This window comes from Chitinophaga sp. Hz27 (assembly GCF_042263525.1).
Lineage (GTDB): Bacteria > Bacteroidota > Bacteroidia > Chitinophagales > Chitinophagaceae > Chitinophaga.
In genome coordinates this window covers 251,809-275,786 of record NZ_JBHKFJ010000003.1, presented here as the reverse complement: position 1 = coordinate 275,786, position 23,978 = coordinate 251,809, and the positions used below count along the sequence as shown (strand labels likewise).

Here is a 23,978-nt window from a genome sequence, read left to right as displayed (position 1 = left end):
AACTTCTTACTTTAAAAGGTCAGTAACATAAGGCAATAAAGCCATTTGACGAGCTTTTTTAATAGCCTGGGCTACTTTACGCTGAAATTTCAGGGAGTTACCTGTAATACGACGTGGCAACATTTTGCCCTGATCGTTCAGAAATTTCTTCAAAAACTCCGCGTCTTTGTAATCTACATACTTGATGCCCATTTTCTTAAAACGGCAGTATTTCTTCTGACGTTTTTCAGTTTTTACGGCTGTTAAGTATTTGATCTCTTGTTTCGGTTTAACTGCCATAATTTTAAGCTTCAGTGGTTTTAGATTCAGCATTTACACCGTAGTTCTTGCGATTGTTATACGCAACAGCGTATTTATCAAGCGCAGTAGTCATGTGGCGCAATACATTTTCATCGCGGTTCAGCTGAACTTTCAGCTTCTCATTGAGGTCGGTTGGCGCAGTATATTCCAGAACCAGGTACATTCCTGTAGTCTTTTTCCGGATAGGATACGCCAGTGATCTTAATCCCCAGGGATTTTCGTGCGTTACATTTCCGCCGTTATCTTTAATGATATCAGCGAATTTTTTAGAAGCCGCTTTGTAATCGTCTTCTGAAAGCACAGGGGTAAAGATCACCATCAATTCGTAGTTCATAATTCCCTGTTTTTTGATAGGTTTAATAAAAAAATTTGGATCGCAAAGATACAGAAGTATTCCCAATTTCCAGTTAATAAGACGCTTTATTCCATAATATTCTTTCTGTTTCCTGTATTTTATTAATAATCAATTGATTATATATTGATGCTTATTTTCCCTGCCTGTGGCTGTCCAGCTTTATAGACAGCCACAGGCCATCCGTATAGCTGGACCTTTTTCCCGCACCGAACGAAAGAAAAAAGAGTCCAGCAAAGCAAAAGATCCTAATATCTCCTAATCCATTTATATTATTAACCATGTCTATTGGAAAAATAGCGTCAACTTGTCAGCCGACCCACCAATGGCACAACCTTTGAACCCCACGCCACGGATTTAAAAACTAGTTTACCCATGCAAAAAGGTGCTATACGTGTACAAACGGAAAATATCTTTCCGATCATTAAGAAATTCCTCTATTCAGACCACGAAATCTTTATTCGCGAACTGGTAAGTAATGCCGTTGACGCTACCCAAAAACTTAAAACCCTCGCCAGTGTTGGCGAATTCAAAGGTGAACTGGGAAATATCGATATCGAAGTAAGACTTGACAAAGAGAAAAAAACAATCACCATCGCGGACCATGGCGTGGGCATGACCGCTGAAGAAGTTGATAAATATATTAACCAGGTAGCCTTTTCCGGTGCGGAAGAATTCTTGAAAAAATATAAAGGACAAGAAAACGGAACCAATATCATCGGTCACTTCGGCCTTGGTTTCTACTCTTCCTTTATGATCAGTAATCAGGTAGAAATCTTCACCAAATCATGGAAAGATGATGCACCTGCTGTACGCTGGGAATGCGACGGCAGCCCTGAATACACCCTCGAAGAAACTGCCAAAACAGAACGCGGAACAGAAATTGTCATGCATGTAAATGCTGAAAGTGAAGAATTCCTCGACGAAGGCCGCATCAGGTCCATCCTGACAAAATTCTGTAAGTTCCTGCCAATACCTGTAAAATTTGAAGGCGAACAAATAAATAATACCAGCCCAGCATGGACTAAAAAACCTAGTGATTTAACGGCTGAAGATTATCAGAACTTCTACAAAGAACTATATCCGTTCGCAGAAGCGCCACTGTTCTGGATTCACCTGAACGTAGACTATCCATTCAATCTGACTGGTATCCTCTACTTCCCTAAAATCAGCAAGAGCTACGAAATACAGAAAGATAAAATTAACCTCTATTCCAACCAGGTATATGTTACCGACGAGGTGAAAGATATCGTTCCTGAATTCCTCATGCTGCTGCATGGTGTGATCGATAGCCCGGATATCCCGCTGAACGTTAGCCGTAGCTACCTCCAAGGTGATCCTAACGTGAAAAAAATCAACGGTTATATCACCAAAAAAGTGGCCGATAAACTGGACGAAATGTTCCGTAACGACCGCAAAGGCTTTGAAGAAAAATGGGAGTCTGTTGGCCTCTTCGTGAAATACGGCATGATGACCGACGATAAATTCCTGGAAAAAGCAAATAAATTCCTGCTTCTCGAAGATGTTGCCGATGGTAAATGCTACACACAGGAAGAATATCGCACCGCCGCTGCTGCGCTGCAAACCAACAAGGAAGGTAAATTAGTAATTCTCTATTCTACCAACCCTGTACAGCAAGACAGCTACGTTCAAGCTGCGCGTAAAAAAGGCTTTATCGTGGTGAAAATGGAAACACTCGTAGATTCCGCATTCATCAACAATATCGAGATGAAATGGGATAACGTACAGTTCACCCGCGTAGATGCTGATATCGCCAATAACCTGATCGATAAAGACGAAACAGTAGAAACACTACTCTCCCAAGAACAGGAAGATACTCTGAAAAACCTCTTCACCACTGAGGTGACACAGCCTAATATAAAAGTGGATATGAAAGGTCTTACCGCTGATCTCCAGCCAGTAATCGTGACTCGCCCTGAATTCATGCGTCGCATGAAAGATATGGCCAGCATGGGCGGCGGCGGAATGAACTGGTATGCTGCCATGCCTGATGAAATCAACATGACCATCAATGCTAATCACCCGGTTTATCTCCAGATCCTGAAAGAGAAAAACGCTGATCTGCAACACAAGCAAATCAAAAATCTGGCTGACCTGGCGCTGCTTTCTCAGAATCTGCTCACCGGCGCTGATCTTACCGCTTTCGTAAACAGAAGCGTAGAGCTGATGAGCCAGGAAGAAGAAGCATAGCAACTAATAAAACATAATCATCTACATAAAAAGAAAGCCTGAAAGTGCCAATACTTTCAGGCTTTCTTTTTTTTATATTTTTTTTAAATGCTTGCCAGTATTGATTTAGCTGCTTATATATTGCCCACCAGTTGAGAAAATATTTTAGTTCTGCATCAGTTATAAATAAACATTATATGATGCCGCTTCTCCCACAAAATAATTTCATGTTACTCCCGTTATAGCCTTTAATTTGTGCACCCCACTGCGAAAAATATCATGCAGCATATTATTGTGAAACCTGGTCTCGGCGTAATGTCGGGGCCTTTTTAGTTTATAGGACTTATATGAAAAAAAGAACAATTACGAATTTTAACCATGTCATCTTGCTGAGCATGCTCGCACTTTTTTCCTGCTCAAAAAAAGAAACCTCTCATCCGGTTAAGCCAGATGTATTTGAGCCGCAAACCATTGGTATCACTAGTAAAAAGGTTACTGCGGTAAATGGCAACATCTCCGATTATCTGTTATATATTCCTGATGGATATAATGATAGAAAGGATTACAAATGGCCCATTGTAATTTTTTTACATGGAGTAGGGGAGATAGGTACTAATGTGGAGATTCTCCGAAATGTAGCACTGCCAAGGGTGATAAGCGGTAAACCTTTTGTGATGGTGGCGCCGCAATGCAATGCTAGCTGGTGGAGCAGAGATGTACTTCAGCAATTTTACCGGGAAGTACTGAATAAGTATCATGTAGATACTAACAGGGTATACCTTACCGGTTTAAGTATGGGCGGAATCGCCACCTGGGATTGGATTTGCGCATATCCTCAAAATTTTGCAGCGGCAATTCCTATTGCTGGTTCAGGAGATCCTAACCTGGTAAAAAGTGTGAAAAACCTGCCTATATGGGCATTCCATGCTGCTGATGATCCAACGGTAAACGTAGAAGGTTCCAGAGGACCAGTAAAGGCTTTGCAGGCAATTGGTGGTAATATTCGTTACACAGAATATCCAACAGGAGGACATGATTCCTGGACCCGTGCCTATGCTACTGCTGATTTATACACCTGGATGCTGGAGCAACATCGCTAACTAAAGTTATTGTAAGCGGAAGTGCTTTGTTATTATACCTTTGGGGCCGATCTACTCTCTGCTCATTTTTTGGAGAAGAGAATTGATCAGCCCCATTTTTTTTATTTTTCAGGAGATGATTTACCGGATGTCTATCACTTTTAATTGTAGACTCGTTTGTCCGTTCCATTCATTTTCATCCAGTGTAAAAGCCATATCAAAAGGCTTTTTACTATTGACTAAATGGAATTTTTCCGCCATGTAAAACCCAATGCCATTGAAGGTTGGACCAGTATTTCCTTGTCTGACAGAAAATTTAATATGCTCATCTTTTACCAGCTTGGAAAAACCAGTATCACGCAGGTGTCTGGCCAGAAATACAGGACGGAGGTTTTCCGGGCCCAGGGGTTCAAATTGCTTGAGAATGTTATAAAAAGCCGGTGTAATATCACTGAACATTAATTCGGTATCGATTACGATCTCTGGTACCAGCATATCTGCGGTAATGGTGCGTGCAACTACTTCTTCAAACTTCTCCTGGAAAGCCTTTACGTTCTCAGGGCGAAGCGTCATGCCAGCAGCATAGAAGTGTCCGCCATAGTTTTCGAGCAGATCTTTACATTGATGTATAGCCTCATACACATTAAAGCCGGAAACAGACCTTGCGGAACCGGCCACCATATCATTAGACTGCGTAAGAATAACAGTAGGTCTGTAATAGAATTTATCGATCAGCCGTGATGCTACAATACCTACTACTCCTTTGTGCCAGTGGGATTGATACAATACGGTAGATTTTTTATTAGCCAGCGACAAATCATTTTGGATCAGTGCCACAGCTTCCTGGGTGATGGTGCTGTCAATTTCTTTTCTGTCGAAATTGTCGGCATGCAGTATAGCTGCGATGGCATTGGCTTTTTCAGGATCATTTTCAATGAAGAGGTTCACTGCTTTCCTGGCGTCGTCCATTCTGCCGGCGGCGTTTACACGAGGCGCAATAACAAATACCAGGTTGGAGATGGTGAGGGGTTCCTTTTGTTGATTGAGTTGCATGAGGGCTTTAATGCCCGGTAACGGATCTTCATTCACTTTTTTAAGACCATGAAAAGCGAGTACGCGGTTTTCACCGGTCATGGGCACAATATCGGCGGCGATACTCGTTGCAACGAGGTCGAGGTATTTATTCGGAGCACTTTCCGGGAGGCCACGTTTCAAAGCGATGGCACTGATCAGTTTATAACCGATGCCACAGCCACTGAGTTCTTTATATGGATAAGGGCAGTCGTATTGTTTAGGATTAAGAATAGCTACTGCAGGAGGTAGAATTGCATCTGGCAGGTGATGGTCGCAGATGATGAAATCTATGCCAGCTGCTTTGGCATCGCTGATGAGGTCTATTGATTTAATGCCACAATCGAGGGCGATAACCAGACTAAAATCATTTTCTTTAGCGTAGCTGATGCCTTGGGGAGATACGCCATATCCTTCGCGGTAACGGTGAGGTATGTAGTATTCTATATCATTATAAAGTTGTCGGAGGAAGTCGAAAACGGTAGCTACGGCGGTGGTGCCATCTACGTCATAGTCGCCGTAAACAAGTATTTTTTCATGACGGAAGAAAGCCAGTTCGATTCTTGCGATGGCTTTATCCATATCTTTCATGAGCCAGGGGTCGTGTAAATCTGCCAGTGTAGGTCTGAAAAACTGCCGGGCAGCCTCGTAGGTATGAACATTTCGCTGCACTAACAGCCGGCATAGCAGCGGGTGTATGCGGAGTGAGGATTGCAGCAGATGTTCCTGATTTGGTTGATAAGCTTTTACTGTCCAGCGTTTCTGCATTATAATATTTTCAGGATTCTGTGAGCTATTTTCTAAGATAATGAAAGCAAGTCACAAGTGTGAGCATAATATAGCCATTAGCGTTCTATGGGAACGCTTTCTGCATTTTACATTTAATATTTTACATTTTTAGAAAATTCTTTGTTAGAATGTCCTGTCAGTGGTGTATCTCACCATTGACTCAAGGCCGTTCCGGATATTGGTTTCAGGGAGGCTATGGAGTATGGCGATAGCTTCGTCCCTGTACTGGAACATTTTCTGTTGTGTATATTCAATACCACCAGAGGCTTTTACGAGGTCGATTACTTCGTTTACCTTTTCTTTATCGGTATTATAATTTTTTACAATATTGATAATTCTTCTACGAATTTCCGGAGTTGCGTGTTCTAAAGTATAAATAAGTGGGAGGGTCATTTTTTTCTCCCGAATGTCTATCCCTGTTGGTTTTCCGATTTTTGCGGAGCCATAATCAAAGAGATCATCTTTAATTTGAAATGCAATTCCTACTTTTTCACCGAACAACCTCATTTGTTCGGTTGTTGTTTCATCGTTAGTTGTGCTCCATGCACCTGCTGCGCAGGCAGAAGCCAGAAGAGAAGCGGTTTTGCGTCGAATGATTTCGAAATAGATATCTTCTTTGATATTGAGTTTCCTGGTTTTTTCTATTTGAAGGAGTTCTCCCTCACTCATTGCCTGAACTGCATCGGAGATGAGTTTCAAAGTTCTGAATTCGTTATTGTCAAGACAAAGGGATAGGCCTTTAGACAGGAGATAATCACCTACGAGAACGGCTATTTTGTTTTTCCACAATGCATTTATAGAGAAGAATCCCCGGCGTTCATTTGCATCATCAACAACATCATCATGCACCAGTGTGGCTGTATGAAGCAGTTCAACGAATGAAGCGGCGCTGTAGGTACTTTCCGGCAGATTTTCACAAAAAAGCCTGGCGGACAATAACACAAACATGGGACGCATTTGCTTCCCTTTACGCTTAACAATATAATGCATGACGCGGTCCAGTAACGGAATATTACTTTTTACCGAATCAGCGAATTTGCTTTCAAAATCCTGTAATTCCTTACTTATCAGGTGCTTAATATCATCCATGGCCTAAAATCAAAAGGATTGCTAAGCTAGGTTTAAAATGTGAAACTTTAACATTTTGGCCTCTAATTTGTATAAGAAGTATAACATTCCTTTAACAGCAGTTAAATGTTTTGTTAACGCGAGAATGACGGGGAGAGAATGAGTACAAGTTTAAGGTATATAAATACTTTCGTTTATGCACTGCTTTATAAGTAGTTATCAATGAAAATAATATTGCAAGAAAAATTTGTATATTCATTTATGATTTTTACCTTTGCTTGGTAAAAAACGGGTTATTAGTAAATTTTTAACAGTTTTTAAATAAAAAACAATTATGGCAAGCAAAAAGTACTTATTACTGGCAGGCGCTGTGAGTTTATTAGCCGCGTCTTCTGGTTTTGCACAGACTCAACCAACTGGCTATGATGCTCTGGATTCTTCCAAAGTTCCTAGCAAGAGATTGGTACAGCAAAATAACTTCATGAACCACACTTCCAACTTCCCGGCTAAACCAAGGGATATGTGGGAACTGGGTTTACACGGTGGTCTTCACCTGATTGATGGTACTGTACCTGCAAGACCAGGTTTCGGTGGTGGTATCTCCCTGAGAAAATCTCTGGGTCACGTTTTCTCCCTGAGAGCTGAGTATACTGGTTCTTTCGACTACGGTCAGGATTACAAACTGCGTCCAGTGCCTTACACTGCAGATGCGGTAAATCCATGGGCTAAAACTGCTGCTCTGAACGGCGGACAGATTGTTCCTAACTACAAATCAGCTAACCATCAGCTGTCTTTAGACGTGATCGCTTCTCTGAGCAACATCATGTTCTACAAAGCAGAGCCTAAAGCTAACTGGTATGTATTGGCTGGTTACTCTATCGTAATGGCTGACGTTGACGTTGATGCAGTAGATGGTAATGGTAATGGTTACAACTACTCTGGTGTTAACTTCGGTGCAAAACGTAAAGATATCAGAGATCAAGTTAAGAGCATCCAGGATAAAAAGTACGAATCTAATGCTCCTGCTCAGGGTAACCGTATCGCAATCGGTCGTCATGATGACAACCAACTGCTGCGTCACGCTCTGGACCTCGGTACTGGTGTAGCGTTCAAAGTTTCTAAACGTTTCAACATCGGTATTGAAGAGAAAGTTACCATGCCATTTGATGCATACCTCGATGGTTATGCTGGCCCTGGTGGTTCTTCTAAAGATTTCTATTCTTACACTAACGTACGTTTCAACTTCAACCTGGGTAACTCTAGCAAACGCGTACAGCCATTATGGTGGATCAACCCACTGGAATATGCTTACAGCGAGCTGTCTAACCCACGTCACATGAAACTGCCAGTACCAGTATTACCTGATGCTGATGGTGATGGTGTAACCGATCAGTTCGATCGCGAGCCTAACACTCCTGCTGGTGCACCAGTTGATTCTCACGGTGTTGCAAAAGATACCGATGGTGATGGTGTTCCTGACTACAAAGACAAACAGCTGATCACTCCTACTTACTGCCAGCCAGTTGACGCTGACGGTGTTGGTAAATGCCCAGATCCAGAATGCTGCAAAAATGTGAAAAACACAGATTGCTCTAGCATCGTTCTGCCTTCTGTATCCTTCAAAGGTAACGCTACCAAAGTTGGTAATGATCAAGAAGCTATCCTGTCTTCAGTAGCTGCTACTCTGAAATCTAACCCATCTTGCAACATCCTGGTTACTGGCCACGCTGGTGCTAAAGGTAAAAAAGGTGGTGTTGATCTGAGCAGCCGTCGCGTTGACGCAGTTATCGACTACCTGGCTGATAAACAAGGTATCGATCGCGGCCGCTTCATCAAACAAAACACTCCAGGCGAATCTAGCACTGTTGATTTAGCTCCAGCTAACTAATATGTGCCTTCCCTTGAGAAGATAATACTGAAAAGTCCTCCTGCCGAAAGCGGAGGACTTTTTAGCTTTAACTCCGCTGTATAACTCCACACGCACTTCTTACACATTAAGTCCATATTTTTCCTTTCCTTGCTCCGTATTCCAAAATCACATAATTTTGGGGGCTTTTTTAACAAATTTCTTTCCAAGTGGGAATAAACATTAACAGGGTTTCCCTGGCTGGTTTAGTAGTAGCGCTCGGTATTATTTACGGCGATATCGGAACCTCACCGCTCTATGTATTCAAGGCCATAGTCGGCGGTAATCCCATCAGCGACCTACTTGTCATAGGTGGTATCTCCTGTATCATCTGGACACTTACACTGCAAACAACGATCAAGTACGTAATCCTGACCCTCAGGGCAGATAATAAAGGTGAAGGTGGTATCTTCTCTTTATATGCCCTCGTCAGACGGCATGCCAAATGGACCGTGATCTTTGGCATGATTGGCGGTGCTGCCCTCCTCGCAGATGGTATCATCACTCCACCGATTACCGTTACCTCCGCGATCGAAGGTCTCCGAACATTAGAACTGTTCAAAGACCTTAGCCAACTTACAATCGTAAAAATCGTACTCACCATCATTACCGGACTATTCGTCATGCAACAGTTCGGAACTGTATCCATTGGCCGTATGTTCGGTCCTATCATGGTTTTATGGTTCTCTATGCTGGGTATCCTTGGGATATCGCATATTGCTGATGACCTGAGTATCTTCAAGGCTTTCAGTCCTCACTATGCCATCGAATTACTGACCACCTACCCTAAAGGATTCCTTATCCTGGGTGCAGTATTTCTTTGTACTACCGGGGCAGAAGCACTCTATTCCGACCTCGGTCACTGTGGCCGTGGTAACATCCGTGTATCATGGATCTTCGTGAAAACCTGCCTTATCCTCAACTACCTGGGACAAGGTGCATGGTTGCTCACACAAAAAGGCCAGATCATCCCTAAAGATCAGAACCCATTCTTTACCATCATGCCTGAATGGTTCATTATCTTTGGGGTTATAATAGCCACCATGGCATCTATCATCGCGAGCCAGGCACTTATTTCCGGTTCATTCACCCTTATCGCCGAGGCCATGCGCCTCAATTTGTGGCCTAAAATGCGCGTGAATTATCCTACCGAAATGAGAGGCCAGCTATACATTCCAGGCATCAACGTAATGCTGTTCCTGGGCTGTACAGCCATCGTATTGATATTCCAGGAATCATCTCATATGGAGGCTGCCTACGGGCTTTCTATTACCATATGTATGTTAATGACCTCCTGTCTGTTCGCCTTCTACCTATATACCCGAAGGGTATGGGTCGGGTGGATACTGCTTTACCTGGTCGTCTACTTTACCATAGAGTTCTCCTTCCTATTCGCCAACCTCGTGAAATTCGCGCATGGCGGTTATGTAACCGTTATTGTAGCTGGAGCACTCTTTATAGTAATGATGGTATGGTTCAAATCCCGCAAAATCAAAAACAGATACGTGGAATTTGTACGACTGGAAGACTATCTGCCTATTATTCAGGAGCTCAGCAATGATTCCACCATTCCAAAATACGCTACCCACCTGGTTTATATGAGTAGTGCCGATAATCCAAAAGAAATCGAGCATAAAATCATCTATTCCATACTCAATAAAAAGCCGAAAAGAGCCGATATCTACTGGTTTGTGCACGTAGATGTGGTTGATGAGCCTTATATGAGTGAATACAGCGTACAGACTATTATCCCGAATGAGGTGATACGCGTTGAATTCCGCCTTGGTTTTAAAGTGGAACAACGTATCAACCTGATGTTCAGAATGGTAGTAGAGGATATGGTTCGTAACAAAGAGGTGAATATCACCAGTCGCTATGAATCATTGAGCAAAAACAACGTGGTAGGTGACTTCCAGTTTATTGTAATGGAGAAATTCCTCTCTCATGACAATGACCTGCCATTATATGAGCGCATGATCATGAAAATGTATTTCTTCCTGAAGAAAATCAGCCTTTCGGAAGAAAGAGGCTTCGGTCTGGACTCTAGCTATGTTACCATTGAGAAATACCCACTGGTAGTAGCTCCGGTTACTAATCTGCAATTAAAGCGTATAGTGCCTAAGATCTAGCATTTCCGCCTGTCATATTTTTTTCTATATTTTGCCCAATATCCTGGAAAAACAGCAGTTTTTTTAAGATATTGGGCAAACTGTTTATGGTCATTTCCGATTGAATTATACCATAACGTGACAATGGAAATCTCTAATTATTAGTAATGGTGAACAAATTTTTTGGCGTGCTGCTCTTGCTGGCACTGCAACAAAACGCATGGGCGCAAAACCGCTTTGCTCCTAATTACAAGGAATTACCGGATCCCCGTCCAGTAAATGAAGGGTCCTGGCAACCATATGGCAACTCCCTACATATAGGCTTTGGTAATACCGATACGCGTTATGAAAAGAGAAATGCCCCTGCTGCAGCTGAAGTAACTCCCACTTGGACAGGTACCGCATGGAAAGGAGAAAGGGTTCAGACCCAACTGCTGATCTGGTCCAATGAACCAGTAAAAGATCTCTCTGTTAAGATCCTTAGTTTAAAAAATCAAACGTATAGTTTTCCTGCCAACGCTACAAAAGCGGGCTTTGTTCGTTATGTAATTACAGACGAACTGAATAAAGATGGTAGTGGTTGCGGCTATAGAAAGCCAGAAAACTTCGATTCTTCCCTCGTTGCAGATGGTATCGATGTTATTGCAGCGGGTGCGCTGACAGCTAAGACAACGCAGCCAGTGTGGATAACTGTTCAGGTACCGGAAAACACGCCAGCGGGCAATTATACCGGTGTAGTAGAAGTAACAGCTAATAAAACCAGCACTAAACATACCTTTCAGCTGAAAGTAAACAACCGTACTTTATCCACACCAGATAAATGGAAGTTCCACCTGGATCTCTGGCAAAGTCCGGATGCGATAGCACGTATATACCAGGTGAAACCTTGGAGCAAAGCGCATTTTGAAGCTATGCGCCCATATATGAAAATGTTGGCAGATGCGGGACAGAAAGTTATTACAGCTACGCTGATCTATGATCCATGGAATGCACAAACAGAAGATATTTACAGCACCATGATCAAATGGACCAAGAAGAAGAATGGTAGCTGGACCTATGACTACAGTGTTTTTGATCAGTGGGTTTCCTATATGATGGGATTGGGTATCAAGGATGAAATCAACTGCTATAGCATGATTCCATGGAACCTGAAATTCCATTATTATGATGAGGCAGCAGCGAAAGATACTTTTATTGTTGCGAAACCAGGCACGCCTGAATATACTGCACATTGGCTGCCAATGCTGAAAGACTTCGTAAAACATCTCAAAGCAAAAGGCTGGTACAACATTACAACAATTGCAATGGACGAGCGTCCTAGTAAGGATATGCAGGAAGCGCTGAAGGTAATTCGTGCTGCCGACAAAGATTTTAAATTGTCGTTGGCAGGTAGCTATCATGCACCGTTGGCTTATGAAATCTGGGATTACTGTATTGCTTCCGGAGAGCAATTCCCTGCTGACGTTATGAAAGAGCGCCTCAAAAAAGGGTGGCCTACTACTTTCTATACTTGTTGTACAGAAGGATTCCCTAATACATTTACTTTCTCTCCTCCGGCAGAAGCTACCTTTATGGGTTGGTATGCAGCTGCTAAAGGATATACGGGGTATTTGCGCTGGGCTTTCAATAGCTGGGTGAAAAACCCATTAACGGATAGCCGTTTCCGTAGTTGGGCTGCCGGTGATACATATTTCATTTATCCTGGTCCAAGGACATCCATACGATTTGAAAAATTGGTAGAAGGTGTGCAGGATTTTGAGAAAATCAGGACTTTAAGAGCAGAATTTGAAAAAAATCATGATACTGCTAAGCTGAACCAGCTGGAAGATATACTGAAATCTTTCGAAATCAGTGCGCTGAAAACGACGCCTGCTGCTGACATTGTGAACGCAGCAAAAACGAAGTTGAACGCTTTATAATAAGAAATTAGATAATGAAAGGGCTGTCTCTACGTGATAGGGGCAGCCTTTTTTGTTTTATTTATAACGTGGAAGGGCATACGAAATAAAAAAATCCTCCGGGGAACCGGAGGATTTTCTTAACACAACTAAAAAACAATCAAATATTTCCGAAAAAGACGTTTTTATTTCGTCAATCGGGTTTTTTCCCATCTAAAAAAGTATTTATAGTATTTATTTCAGTTGGATTGTTCTGACCTGGTTCTCCACCAACGGTGTAGTTAGAGTAGAACTGTTCAGCAGAACCAGCACCATTATCCAGGGAAACATTACGGCGCATATAAGCAGGAACGTTTTCAATTTCCGCGTTATTGTCCATGTTTTTTACGTTGAAGCTGATGCTGCGAAGTTTGGCCACACGTTCTGCCTGTTTGCGTTTTTGTTCTTCCAGATCTTCGTATGTGTTATGCATAGGAACTTCTGGAGGCATTGGCGTATGGTGGTTATCTTCTTCTTTGTAGACCATTTTCATTTCCTGTGAAGGAGTGGTTCCTGGTTCTACGTATATATGTGCTGGTCTGTTCAGGTAACTGTTAGCGATATTTCCAGTGGGCTGAATAATGTTGACATTATTCTGCTGAGTACCAGGGAACTGCTGTACCTGTTGCATTGGCTGCACCGTTTGAATTGGTTGAGCCGTTTGAACTGGTTGTTGAATTGGTTCCTGAACAGGGTTAATAGGTGTTTGCTGAATATTCAGTACATAGTTCTGACGGGAAGGCGCGATGGGCGCTTGTTGACCGGCAGGTTGTGCTGAAGGCTGACCATAAGGCATGATAGGTTCGTTCATGTTACCATTAGGGTCCATCAGGCGTGGCGCCATGAGGTCTTGTGGTTCCTGGAACAGTGTGCCCTGGCTTTGTGCCATATTCATTTTTTTCTCATCACCATCTTTTCCCAATTGCATTACGATTTTAGGTTCTACTCTTTCAGGGTTGCTAGGCGTCATTTTCACCTGCTGAATGGGTTTTTGTTCGAACCCCGTAGCGATGATGGTAACACCAAGATTTCTGTCGAGCGCCTGATCGTAGCCTACACCGAGGATAACGTCGCAATCCTCACCTGCCTGGCTTTGAACATAAGCCTGGATGATATCCATTTCATCGAGGGTGTGTTCGAATTCACCTTCAGAAGAGGAGATATTGATAAGGATCCATTTAGCACCACGGATATCGTTATCATTCAGCAGTGGGGAAGTGAGTGCATCTTCGATTGCTCTTTGTGCACGGTTTTCGCCTTCTGCGAGGGCAGAACCGAGGATAGCTACGCCACCGTTACGCATAACGGTACAAACGTCGGCAAAATCCACGTTGATCTGACCCGTAGAGTTGATAACGTCGGTGATACATTTAGCAGCGGTAGCGAGAACGTTATCTGCTTTTTCAAAGGCGGCCTTGAATTTCAGGTCACCAAATTTTTGGCGAAGCTTATCATTGGAAATGATCAGCAGTGTATCTACATATTCTTTCAAACGTGCGATACCTTCATCTGCCTGACCCATACGTTTTTTTCCTTCGTAAGAAAATGGGGTGGTAACAATACCAACGGTGAGGATACCAAGTTCTTTACATATCCGCGCGATGATAGGAGCGCCACCAGTTCCGGTGCCACCGCCCATACCTGCAGTAATGAAAGCCATTTTGGTATTCACCTCCAGTATTTTTTTGATTTCTTCAAAGGATTCTTCTGTTGCCTGTTTGCCGATTTCGGGGTTAGCGCCGGCACCTAATCCTTGCGTGAGATGGGGGCCCAGCTGGATTTTGTTGGGGACAGGACTGTTTGCAATCGACTGTGCATCGGTATTGCAAATGATAAAATTTACGCCATCAATGCGCTGGCTGTACATATGATTCACCGCATTGCTTCCGCCACCACCAATACCGATGACCTTGATGATAGAAGATTTTTCCTTAGGAAGATCAAAATGTATCATGACTCTGTCTCATTTATGGGTTAGTACGATTAATTAAGAATGAATTGCTAAGAATTAAGCCTGTTTTTATTTTTACTATGTTGTTACTATGGTTCATTTGTTCTTCATTATAATTAATCGTTCTTAATTCTTATTAATTCGTATTTACCTGGCGTTTTTGTTAAAGGTTCTTATTATATCAACAATTACGCCAGCTACGTTTATAGTTTAGCGTCTTCTTCTTCCGTGAACATATCTATGATCTTTGTTTTCATCTTATCGAGGAAATTTTTCAAAGATGCATTTCTTTCTTTAGCCTTTCTATCCTGGATTTCCTGAGAAGACGGTTGTTGTTCTTCTGTCCAGGTTTCTTCCTGCGCGGCCATTGTTTGAGCTGCCTGTTCTTTAGCGAGATAGCTCGTATTAATTTTCACATAGTTTTCTTCCAATGCTTTACGATCATTTTCATAATCGTTGTAGCCTTTGAGGATAAGACCAACGCAAGTAGCATACATTGGTTTTGTCAACTCATCGATATGTCCGCTGGCCAGATGTTCGTTAGGGAAACCAATGCGGGCGCTTACACCGGTAGTGTATTCTGTCAGCTGTATCAGATGTTTCAGCTGAGAACCTCCACCAGTAAGGATAATGCCGCCATTCAACATTTTGTTATCCATTCCGATCTGTTTCAGGTGATATACTACGAAGTCGAGTATTTCACTCATACGTGCCTGGATGATATGTGCCAGGTTTTTAACGGAGATTTCTTTGGGGCTCTGTCCACGTAACCCAGGGATCGTGATATAAGCATTTGATTTGGCTTCGTCAGCGAGTGCGTAGCCAAACTGTACTTTCATCTGTTCAGCCTGGGTTTTAAGAACACCCAGACCATTTTTAATATCGTTGGTGATGTTTTCACCACCGTAAGGAATAACTGCAGTGTGTTTGAGTATACCTTCGTAGAACACAGCCAGGTCGGTGGTACCACCACCAATATCTACGATGGCAACTCCAGCTTCAAAATCCATATCGCACATAACGGCGGCGGCAGAAGCGAGTGGCTGTAATACGAGGTCGCGTATTTTCAGGCCAGACTTTTCCACACTACGGTTAATATTACGAATGGCGTTTTTGTCGCCGGTGATAATGTGGAAATTTGCACCCACCTTCACCCCCGACATACCAATGGGGTAGGTGATATTCTGCAGACTGTCCACAATGTATTGCTGAGGGATCACATCGATGATCTGATCACTAGCAGGGATAACTGTTTTATACTGATCATTTATTAGTTGATCAATATCTTTTTGGGATATTTCCGCATCGGTATCATTACGAACGATATCGCCGCGGGTTTGCAAACTTTTAATATGATGTCCGGCAATGCCTACATATACTTCGTTAATCTCCAGGTTGGGGTTGGATGCATAACAATTTTCCAGGGCTTGCCTGATTGCTTTTATCGTTTGGTCGATGTTCAGCACCATACCGTGCTGCACACCAAACGATGTGGCTTTACCGAATCCCAGGATTTCCAGTTTCCCGAATTCATTCTTCCGTCCTGCTATGGCAGCAATCTTCGTAGTGCCTATGTCGAGACCTACAATGATAGGAGCTTCCTGATTCATGGCGTGTTTTGTTTTTTTGATGTGTTAACAGATTTATTCCCTGGTTTATACACTGCTTTAGGTTGTTGTTGCTTAGGCTGAGATGCACGAGGTTTCTCTTTCTCTTTCGTTTTCACGGGATCTTTCTTCTTCGCTGCTTCCTTGTGGTTTTCTGCTTTAGCATTTGTTTTTGTTGCAGGCTTTGAAGCGGGTTTTGCTATCGCTACAGTTTCTGCAGGCTTGCTTGCAGCATGTGTTGAGGAGTCGTCCTCTTCATATGCTGGTACTTCATCCGCACTTTCTACCTTCACACTATCAGTAGCAATCACTGGTTGTAATGGCGGTACGCCATTCTTCCGGGTGCATACTACCTGGTCTTCAAAGGCAATGTTGATGCGGGAATATTTATCCCAGCCAACTTTATTCAACCCTTCTTTATAAAAAGCCAGGAGCTTGGTAAATTTTTTCTCAATGTCTGTTCCTTCACCGAAAGCTATTACCTGATCGCCCAGCTGAGGGATGAACTCAAATTTTCGATCTGGTGTAATTAATAGCTGCTCTACCTGTGCCATCCAAAATGGATCATTGACAATGTAAGTACCCATGGCTACGATCTGAGCGGTGAGCAGACTATCAGTCTTCTGCACCTTCTCTGCATCCGTAGGGAAGCCTGTGAATACTGGCACTTTGGCGGCATATCTGGTAGATACCGGAATCTTTTCACCGGAACCATCCAGGTAGAAGCTATTGCCTGAAAATGTAAATACTCTGGCAACAGGATCACGTTGGGTGATTTTGATATTCAGGTTATGTTGGTTATCAAAATACAGTTCTGAGTTTTTAACCCAAGGATCAGTATCTATCAGCTTTTCCAACTGCCTGATGTCTATTTCTCCAATCGCTTTACCAACTGGATTGATAGATTTATCTTTCGTGATCAGTGATTTGATATCTTTCGCTTCAATAAAAAACTTATCATCTTCTCCCTGAAACTTCACTATTATCTTCTTACACCTGCTTTCGTCTTTTATGTTGTTAGCGGCTACCATCAGTACTATAAAGCCTCCCAGTGCCACTACCCACAGGGAAATGGTAAGGAGTTTTTTTAGTATGACAGTAGTTTTAGACATTCAGTTTATTTACTTAAAGCGTTTTATTGTACAATTTGTTTAATCGGTTCTCTCAGCTGATCGATATCTCCTGCTCCTGCTGTAATCAGTAATGGCGATTTATTTTCTTTCAACCATTGAAGCACTTCTTCTTTTTGCATGATGGTAACCGGTGCTGTCATCTTCTCTGCTATCAGTTCGCTCGTAACACCTGGGATTGGTAACTCACGTGCCGGATAAATCGGTAACAGAATTACTTCATCTGCCAGTGATAGGCTGTCTGCAAAGCCATCCACCAGATCACGGGTACGGCTAAACAGATGTGGTTGGAAAATCACGGTGGTTTTCCTTCCCGGGAAGAGTGCTTTGGCGCTGGTGATCAGAGCTTTCAGTTCTTCCGGATGGTGTGCATAATCATCTACATACACCTGATGATCATTTTTTACCACATACTCGAACCTGCGTTTAATTCCTTTGAAAGCCGCTACAGCAGCGCGGATCTTATCTCCTTCAATTCCCAGTAGGTGCGCTACCGTTACTGCTGCCACTGCGTTTTCCACATTGTGCATACCGCCGATATGCAGTTCCAGGTTCTCTATCATCCAATCTTGCTCTATCACATCGAAGATGTAACCGCCGTTCTTCATCTGAATATTTGCAGCGTATGCATTGGCTGCATTATTCTGTAAACTATAGAGCAATTTATGTTTGGCATATAGTTCATTATCACGATGAAGGCCGAAATGAGCAATCAGCGTGCCATTTGGCTTAATATTGTGTGTATATTGAATAAAAGCTTCTTCCATCGCCTCCGGAGTGCCATAAATATCCAGGTGATCTGCATCCATGGCAGTCAGCACAGCGATATCAGGACTTAATTTCAGGAAACTGCGATCATATTCATCTGCTTCAATTACTGCTACCTGCTTATCACTGCTCCAGAAATTTTTATTGTAGTTGACACTAATTCCGCCGAGGAATGCGTTACAACCATAACCGCTGTCTTTCAGGATATGCGCGATCATCGTAGAGATGGTCGTTTTACCGTGGGTGCCTGCAACTGTGATAGCAAACAGGGAACGGGTGATCTCCTGTAATACATCGCTGCGTTTTACTACTTCGTAGTTATTGTCGCGATACCAGTTCAGCTCTGTGTGAGTTGCTGGTATGGCCGGCGTATATACGACAAGGTTAGCATCTTTGTCCAGCAGATTAATATCATCTGTATAATGGATTTTCATACCTTCTTCTTCCAGCTGTTTTGTCAACGCTGTTGCTGTTTTATCGTAGCCGCTCACTTTGATGCCCTTTTCATTGAAATAGCGGGCAATGGCACTCATGCCAATACCACCGATTCCGATGAAATACACGCTATGTATGTTATTCAAATCCATAATGCTCTATAACTCCTGATATATACGTGATATATCTATTTTACTTTTTACAGATGAGAAAAAAAATCTCATGCAGATGATTAAATAATTGCCAGTACCTGATTGGCGATATCCATATCTGCATTAGGATGCGCTAGTGTGGCAATGTTTTGTTCCATTTGTTGCATCAGTGCTTTGTTTTGCAAAAGACTGAAGAGTACACTTGGTAATTCTGTTCTGACAGCATCATCTTTTATGATCAGTCCTGCCTTTTTATTCACCAGGTTCATGGCGTTGGAGGTCTGATGGTCCTCGGCCGCAAATGGATAAGGAACAAAGATGACAGGCTTCTTCACTACACATAATTCAGCGATGGCGAGTGCGCCGGCTCTTGACAGTACCACGTCAGCAGCTTTATAGGCGAAGTCCATAACGTTGATGAACTCATGCACTTTAACATGCGAAGCATATGGTGCAGCTGCCGCTACTGCTGTTTGATGAAATGGTTTTCCTGTTTGCCATATCAGCTGAATATCTTTTTCTACCAATGTGGCCAGTAGTGGCTGTAATGCCTCGTTGATAGATTTTGCTCCCAAACTACCGCCTACAGCGAATATTGTTTGTTTATCCGGCGACAGTCCGAAATATTTTACTGCGTCTTCCTTTGTAACGGCCGACTGTGTAATGTTATTTCGTACAGGGTTGCCTGTTAGTATTAATTTATCTGCCGGGAAGAATTTGTTCATTCCGTCGTAGGCGACACAGATCTTTTTTGCTTTCTTTCCCAGGATCTTATTGGATTTTCCTGCAAAGGAGTTTTGTTCCTGTATCAGCGAAGGAATGCCCATTCTCTGTGCTGCTCTCAGTATAGGAAAGCTGGCATAACCGCCAACACCTACCACTGCATCCGGCCGGAATTGTTTAATGATGGCTTTCGCATGCCTTAAGCTTTTCCAGATTTTGAATGGCAGCAGAATATTTTTGAAAATATTACTTCTGTTAAATCCGGCTATTTCCAGTCCTTCGATAGGGTAGCCTGCCTGTGGCACTTTCTCCATTTCCATCTTGCCTTTGGCGCCTACGAAAAGGATGTTGGTATCCGGTTGAATTTTTTTCAACGCATTGGCAATAGCAATAGCCGGGAAGATATGTCCTCCTGTACCACCACCTGCTATGATAATATTGCGTTGCATCTACTGTTTTTATATTGATGTTTAAATAATATTGTTAAGCTGCAGCTTCATTCTGTGCAGCGATTACTTTTTCTAACCGGTCTTTTTCTGCCTGTTTACCTTCCATTTCTTCCACATTTCTAGCAACACTCAGGATGATACCGATGGCCAGACTGGTGAATATTACAGAGGAGCCACCCATACTAACCAGTGGCAACGTTACCCCTGTTACTGGGAAGAGGTGTACGTTTACCGCCATATTTGTCAGTGCCTGAATAACCAGTGTAACACTGAGGCCTACAGCGAGGAATGCACCAAAAGCGTAGGGGCATTTCCGGTAGATACGTATACTTCGTAATAGCAGCACCATATAGGAGGCCAGTATCAGGAAGGCGCCAAACAGGCCATATTCTTCTATGATGGTTGCATAGATATAATCAGAATAGGCATGTGGCAGGAAGTTACGTTGTGTACTATTTCCAGGACCTTTTCCCAGCACGCCGCCACCAGCGATGGCGATGTTGGCTTGCTGTACCTGATAAGGAACTTCCGTATGGTCATCGTTCATAAAACTGTCTATACGTTTAGACCATGTTTTAGCACGCATTTCCATGCCTGGTAATTTTGCGATGAGGAACATCAGCATAATCATTACCACTCCTGCTGCGATCATGGCTGCCAGGAATCTGATGGGTACCCTGCCTATAAAGAACAGGATCATACAGCTGGCGCCCAAGAGCAGCGCGGTACTCATATTTGCAGGCATGATCAGTATACAGATCACACCTACCGGGATGATGATAGGCAGAAATCCTTTACGGAAATCGTGTATCACATTTTGCAATCTTGATAACTGACGACTTACATACATGAAGAGGGCAAGTTTGGCCACATCTGATGTCTGGAAGGTCAGGTTGATGATGGGTAAGCGTATCCATCTGCTGGCGTCGTTGATATGTGATCCAAAGGCCAGCGTATATACCAGCAGCGGGATGGATATCAGGAAGCCTATCTGTGCTACGCGGGAGTAAATGGTATAATTTACCCGGTGAGCAAAGTAGATAATCAACAAGCCCATTACCAATACAGAGAGCTGTTTGAGGAGATAATACTCCGTATGCCCGCCTCTTTCACGATAGGCCAGTGATCCTGTGGCGCTATATACCGCCAAAAGGCTCACCAGCGATAGGAAGATCACTATCGTCCAGATGACTTTATCACCTTTTGTTTTATATAGCAGATTCGTCATATTATTTACAGCTTAGCTGTTTATTACGTTTATTCGTGACAGTTACAATACCTTTTACCCATTATAGTTCGCGGACAGCATCTTTAAACTGTCGGCCCCGGTCTTCATAATTTTTGAAGAGATCGAAGCTGGCGCATGCTGGCGAGAGAAGTACCACATCTCCTTTATTTGCCAGTTTAAGTGCAGTTTGTACTGCTTCTTTCATGCTGATGGTGCTTACCATAACAGGGGTGTCTTTGGACAATGCTTCTTCAATGGGTTTGTTATCTACGCCGAGGCAAACGATGGCTTTCACTTTATCCTGTACCAGGCTGCGGATAGCGCCATAATCATTGCCTTTATCTACACCACCCATGATCAGCACTATTGGCTTTTCGATACTTTCCAGTGCAAACCATACAGAGTTTACATTGGTGGCTTTACTATCATTGATGAAGTCTACGCCTTTCACTGTGGTTACATATTCCATTCTATGTTCCAGGCTTTTAAAGGAGGTGAGGCTTTCACGGATTTTTTCCTTGCGGATATCCATTGTTTTGCCTGCAATTCCTGCAGCCATGGAGTTATAGAGGTTATGTTTTCCTTTCAGCGCGAGGTCGTAAATAGAAACTATAACCGGATCTTCGTCTACCTTTATATGCAACTGGTCGTTGTCGACATAGCCGCCGTTCTTCAGTCGTTTCATAATGGTAAAAGGTATTGATGTTGAATAAATGGGTTGCTGAGCCAAGTGTTGCGTGATCTCAGGATCGTCCATGCAATAGATGAATTTGTCATCAATTGTTTGGTTCATGGCGATTCTGAATTTGGAGGCTACATAGTTTTCCATTTTGTACTCGTAGCGATCCAGGTGATCAGGCGTAATGTTCAGGAGGATGGCTACATCAGGTTTGAATTCCTTGATATCATCCAGCTGAAAGCTGCTAACTTCAATCACATAATACTCCGCTGGTGCGGTGGCCACCTGGCGGGCATAGCTCACTCCGATATTTCCTACCATAGCCACATCATAACCTGCGGTTTTAAAGATGTGATAGGTGAGGGCCGTAGTGGTGCTTTTGCCGTTGCTGCCAGTGATGGCAATAATCTTTTTACCCTTCGAAAAACGGTAGGCCAATTCAATCTCAGAGATTACCGGTATGCCTTGTGCGCGTACCTTTTTCATCAGATCCGTTTTTTCAGGGATGCCTGGGCTTTTAACGATTTCGTCTGCGCCAAGGATGATATCCCAGGAATGATGTTCCTCTTCAAATGGAATGTGGTTAACCGCCAGTTCCTGCTTATAAATGTCTTTGATCTTGCTCCCGTCTGACACAAAAACTTCATATCCCTGCTGTTTTGCCAGCAAGGCAGCTCCGATTCCACTTTCTCCAGCTCCTAATATGATCAGTTTATGTGCCATTTCGTTTAGTCTTCTACGTTATTTTTAATTGTTTACTGTTACTATTATCTCATTTTCAGTGTTGCTATGGCAGATACCACACACATGATGGTAATGATCCAGAAACGCACTGATATTTTACTTTCGTGATAACCTAATTTTTGATAGTGGTGGTGCAGTGGCGACATTTTCAGTAAACGTCTTCCTTCACCATATTTCTTCTTAGTGTATTTAAAGTAAGATACCTGCACCATCACAGACACCAGTTCTACGAGGAATACACCACAGAAGATTGGTATCAGCAGTTCTTTACGAACGATGAATGCCAGCGAAGCGATGATACCACCGATAGCCAGACTTCCTGTATCTCCCATAAATACCTGTGCAGGGAAGGCATTATACCAAAGAAATCCTACACAAGCTCCTACGAATGCTGCAATAAATATGGACAGCTCTCCGAGGTTAGGGATATACATGACATTCAGGTATTCTGCAAACTGGATATTACCAGAAACGTAGGCGAAGATGCCAAGGCCTACGCCTATTATGGCCGAGACTCCCGTTGCTAATCCATCCAATCCGTCCGTTATATTGGCCCCATTGGATACGGCCGTGATAACGAAGATTACAATGAGTATATAGATCACCCAGGTATATTTTTCAGCACCAGGGATCCAGGAAATCAGTTTCGCGTAATTGAACTCATGATTTTTTACAAATGGAATAGTGGTAATTGGCGTTTTAACATCTGCAAAACGGTGACCGTCGCGGGTTACACGTTCAGGATGGTTTTTAACTGGTCTTTCGTAAGGCGAAATTTTGTTGGCGCCTACTACTTCACGACTCACTACCACATCATTATTAAAATACAGTGTACAACCAACGATGAGGCCCAGACCTATTTGTCCGAGGATTTTAAATCTGCCGGCCAGCCCTTCTTTATTCTTTTTAAATACCTTAATGTAGTCATCGAGAAAACCGATTAATCCAAGCCAAACGGTGCTAAGCAGCATTACCCAGATGTACACGTTGCCTACCTGTGCAAATAAGAGCGTTGGAATGACAATGGCAGAAAGAATGATGAGGCCTCCCATGGTAGGAGTACCTTTCTTAGAATTTTCTCCCTGCAGGCCCAGTTCGCGGATAGTTTCGCCGATCTGTTTGCGTTGCAGGAGTCTGATAATACGTTTACCAAAAACCAGGGATATCACCAGTGACAGCAATAGCGCCATCGTTACACGGAAGGTGATATATTGAAACATACCACCACCAATGATGCTGATGTTGAATTGTGATTTCAGGTAATTAAGAAAATAATATAACATATATAGTTTTAGTCGTTCCTGCTATGCGC

General features: G+C 42.9%; 17 protein-coding genes. 5 read left to right on the top strand and 12 right to left on the bottom strand.

Annotated elements, in window-relative coordinates:
* Window positions 1–6: 6 nt before the first annotated feature.
* Both rpsR and rpsF read right to left on the bottom strand, forming a co-directional pair.
* The gene (gene rpsR, locus ACE38W_RS07950; RefSeq protein ID WP_073077706.1) at window positions 7–279 is read right to left on the bottom strand and encodes a 30S ribosomal protein S18; all 273 of its coding nucleotides are present in this window, start codon (window positions 277–279) and stop codon (window positions 7–9) included.
* A 4-nt stretch (window positions 280–283) separates the two neighbouring features.
* On the bottom strand, window positions 284–634 hold the full coding sequence (rpsF, locus tag ACE38W_RS07945; protein WP_205195154.1) for a 30S ribosomal protein S6: 351 nt from the start codon (window positions 632–634) through the stop codon (window positions 284–286).
* Window positions 635–1,027: 393 nt separating this feature from the next.
* Between rpsF and htpG the strand changes: the two genes are divergently transcribed.
* Window positions 1,028–2,863, top strand: coding sequence for a molecular chaperone HtpG (gene htpG / locus ACE38W_RS07940; protein ID WP_375829905.1), 1,836 nt, complete (start codon window positions 1,028–1,030; stop codon window positions 2,861–2,863).
* A gap of 326 nt (window positions 2,864–3,189) precedes the next feature.
* The gene (locus tag ACE38W_RS07935) at window positions 3,190–3,942 is read left to right on the top strand and encodes a hypothetical protein (RefSeq protein ID WP_375829903.1); all 753 of its coding nucleotides are present in this window, start codon (window positions 3,190–3,192) and stop codon (window positions 3,940–3,942) included.
* A gap of 120 nt (window positions 3,943–4,062) precedes the next feature.
* Here ACE38W_RS07935 and recJ read toward each other — a convergent pair whose 3' ends face one another.
* Window positions 4,063–5,760, bottom strand: coding sequence for a single-stranded-DNA-specific exonuclease RecJ (gene recJ, locus ACE38W_RS07930; protein WP_375829902.1), 1,698 nt, complete (start codon window positions 5,758–5,760; stop codon window positions 4,063–4,065).
* A gap of 144 nt (window positions 5,761–5,904) precedes the next feature.
* Window positions 5,905–6,870: a polyprenyl synthetase family protein gene (locus tag ACE38W_RS07925; protein WP_375829901.1), complete on the bottom strand. Its 966-nt coding sequence runs from the start codon at window positions 6,868–6,870 to the stop codon at window positions 5,905–5,907.
* A gap of 313 nt (window positions 6,871–7,183) precedes the next feature.
* On the opposite strand from ACE38W_RS07925, the gene ACE38W_RS07920 reads away from it, so the two are divergent.
* The 3 genes from ACE38W_RS07920 (at window position 7,184) to ACE38W_RS07910 (ending at window position 12,782) form a co-directional block, all read left to right on the top strand.
* Entirely contained in the window at window positions 7,184–8,737 is a 1,554-nt protein-coding gene (locus tag ACE38W_RS07920) for an OmpA family protein (RefSeq protein WP_375829900.1), read from the top strand.
* Window positions 8,738–8,925: 188 nt separating this feature from the next.
* The gene (locus ACE38W_RS07915) at window positions 8,926–10,884 is read left to right on the top strand and encodes a KUP/HAK/KT family potassium transporter (RefSeq protein ID WP_375829899.1); all 1,959 of its coding nucleotides are present in this window, start codon (window positions 8,926–8,928) and stop codon (window positions 10,882–10,884) included.
* A gap of 146 nt (window positions 10,885–11,030) precedes the next feature.
* Entirely contained in the window at window positions 11,031–12,782 is a 1,752-nt protein-coding gene (locus tag ACE38W_RS07910; protein WP_375829898.1) for a glycoside hydrolase domain-containing protein, read from the top strand.
* Between the two features lie 172 nt (window positions 12,783–12,954).
* Here the strand turns inward: ACE38W_RS07910 and ftsZ are convergent, their stop codons facing one another.
* The 8 genes from ftsZ to mraY form a co-directional block, all read right to left on the bottom strand.
* Entirely contained in the window at window positions 12,955–14,754 is a 1,800-nt protein-coding gene (gene ftsZ, locus ACE38W_RS07905) for a cell division protein FtsZ (protein WP_375829896.1), read from the bottom strand.
* 200 nt (window positions 14,755–14,954) lie between these two features.
* Window positions 14,955–16,361 carry a cell division protein FtsA gene (gene ftsA / locus ACE38W_RS07900; RefSeq protein WP_375829895.1) on the bottom strand — a complete coding sequence of 469 codons (1,407 nt, stop codon included), beginning with the start codon at window positions 16,359–16,361 and terminating at the stop codon, window positions 14,955–14,957.
* Complete coding sequence (locus tag ACE38W_RS07895; RefSeq protein WP_375829894.1) at window positions 16,358–17,470, bottom strand: cell division protein FtsQ/DivIB; 1,113 nt, start codon at window positions 17,468–17,470, stop codon at window positions 16,358–16,360. Before ACE38W_RS07895 ends, ftsA begins: the two co-directional genes overlap by 4 nt.
* 23 nt (window positions 17,471–17,493) lie before the next feature.
* Entirely contained in the window at window positions 17,494–18,843 is a 1,350-nt protein-coding gene (gene murC / locus ACE38W_RS07890; protein ID WP_375829893.1) for a UDP-N-acetylmuramate--L-alanine ligase, read from the bottom strand.
* 80 nt (window positions 18,844–18,923) lie between these two features.
* Window positions 18,924–20,015, bottom strand: coding sequence for an undecaprenyldiphospho-muramoylpentapeptide beta-N-acetylglucosaminyltransferase (murG, locus tag ACE38W_RS07885; protein ID WP_375829891.1), 1,092 nt, complete (start codon window positions 20,013–20,015; stop codon window positions 18,924–18,926).
* A gap of 34 nt (window positions 20,016–20,049) precedes the next feature.
* Window positions 20,050–21,243 (bottom strand): FtsW/RodA/SpoVE family cell cycle protein, encoded by a 1,194-nt coding sequence (locus ACE38W_RS07880; protein ID WP_375829890.1) that lies wholly within the window; start codon window positions 21,241–21,243, stop codon window positions 20,050–20,052.
* Window positions 21,244–21,304: 61 nt separating this feature from the next.
* Window positions 21,305–22,645 (bottom strand): UDP-N-acetylmuramoyl-L-alanine--D-glutamate ligase, encoded by a 1,341-nt coding sequence (gene murD / locus ACE38W_RS07875; RefSeq protein WP_375829888.1) that lies wholly within the window; start codon window positions 22,643–22,645, stop codon window positions 21,305–21,307.
* A 44-nt stretch (window positions 22,646–22,689) separates the two neighbouring features.
* A complete protein-coding gene (gene mraY, locus ACE38W_RS07870) occupies window positions 22,690–23,949 on the bottom strand; it encodes a phospho-N-acetylmuramoyl-pentapeptide-transferase (RefSeq protein WP_375829886.1) in 1,260 nt (419 codons plus the stop codon).
* Between the last annotated feature and the right edge of the window lie 29 nt (window positions 23,950–23,978).

Bases quoted from the DNA above. Each gene is read 5' to 3' on its own strand.
- rpsR (WP_073077706.1), bottom strand. From the start codon at position 279: ATGGCAGTTAAACCGAAACAAGAGATCAAATACTTAACAGCCGTAAAA.
- ACE38W_RS07910 (WP_375829898.1), top strand. From the start codon at position 11,031: ATGGTGAACAAATTTTTTGGCGTGCTGCTCTTGCTGGCACTGCAACAA.
- ACE38W_RS07935 (WP_375829903.1), top strand. From the start codon at position 3,190: ATGAAAAAAAGAACAATTACGAATTTTAACCATGTCATCTTGCTGAGC.
- murC (WP_375829893.1), bottom strand. From the start codon at position 18,843: ATGGATTTGAATAACATACATAGCGTGTATTTCATCGGAATCGGTGGT.
- htpG (WP_375829905.1), top strand. From the start codon at position 1,028: ATGCAAAAAGGTGCTATACGTGTACAAACGGAAAATATCTTTCCGATC.
- murG (WP_375829891.1), bottom strand. From the start codon at position 20,015: ATGCAACGCAATATTATCATAGCAGGTGGTGGTACAGGAGGACATATC.
- ACE38W_RS07895 (WP_375829894.1), bottom strand. From the start codon at position 17,470: ATGTCTAAAACTACTGTCATACTAAAAAAACTCCTTACCATTTCCCTG.
- ftsZ (WP_375829896.1), bottom strand. From the start codon at position 14,754: ATGATACATTTTGATCTTCCTAAGGAAAAATCTTCTATCATCAAGGTC.
- ftsA (WP_375829895.1), bottom strand. From the start codon at position 16,361: ATGAATCAGGAAGCTCCTATCATTGTAGGTCTCGACATAGGCACTACG.
- ACE38W_RS07920 (WP_375829900.1), top strand. From the start codon at position 7,184: ATGGCAAGCAAAAAGTACTTATTACTGGCAGGCGCTGTGAGTTTATTA.
- recJ (WP_375829902.1), bottom strand. From the start codon at position 5,760: ATGCAGAAACGCTGGACAGTAAAAGCTTATCAACCAAATCAGGAACAT.
- ACE38W_RS07880 (WP_375829890.1), bottom strand. From the start codon at position 21,243: ATGACGAATCTGCTATATAAAACAAAAGGTGATAAAGTCATCTGGACG.
- rpsF (WP_205195154.1), bottom strand. From the start codon at position 634: ATGAACTACGAATTGATGGTGATCTTTACCCCTGTGCTTTCAGAAGAC.
- mraY (WP_375829886.1), bottom strand. From the start codon at position 23,949: ATGTTATATTATTTTCTTAATTACCTGAAATCACAATTCAACATCAGC.
- murD (WP_375829888.1), bottom strand. From the start codon at position 22,645: ATGGCACATAAACTGATCATATTAGGAGCTGGAGAAAGTGGAATCGGA.
- ACE38W_RS07925 (WP_375829901.1), bottom strand. From the start codon at position 6,870: ATGGATGATATTAAGCACCTGATAAGTAAGGAATTACAGGATTTTGAA.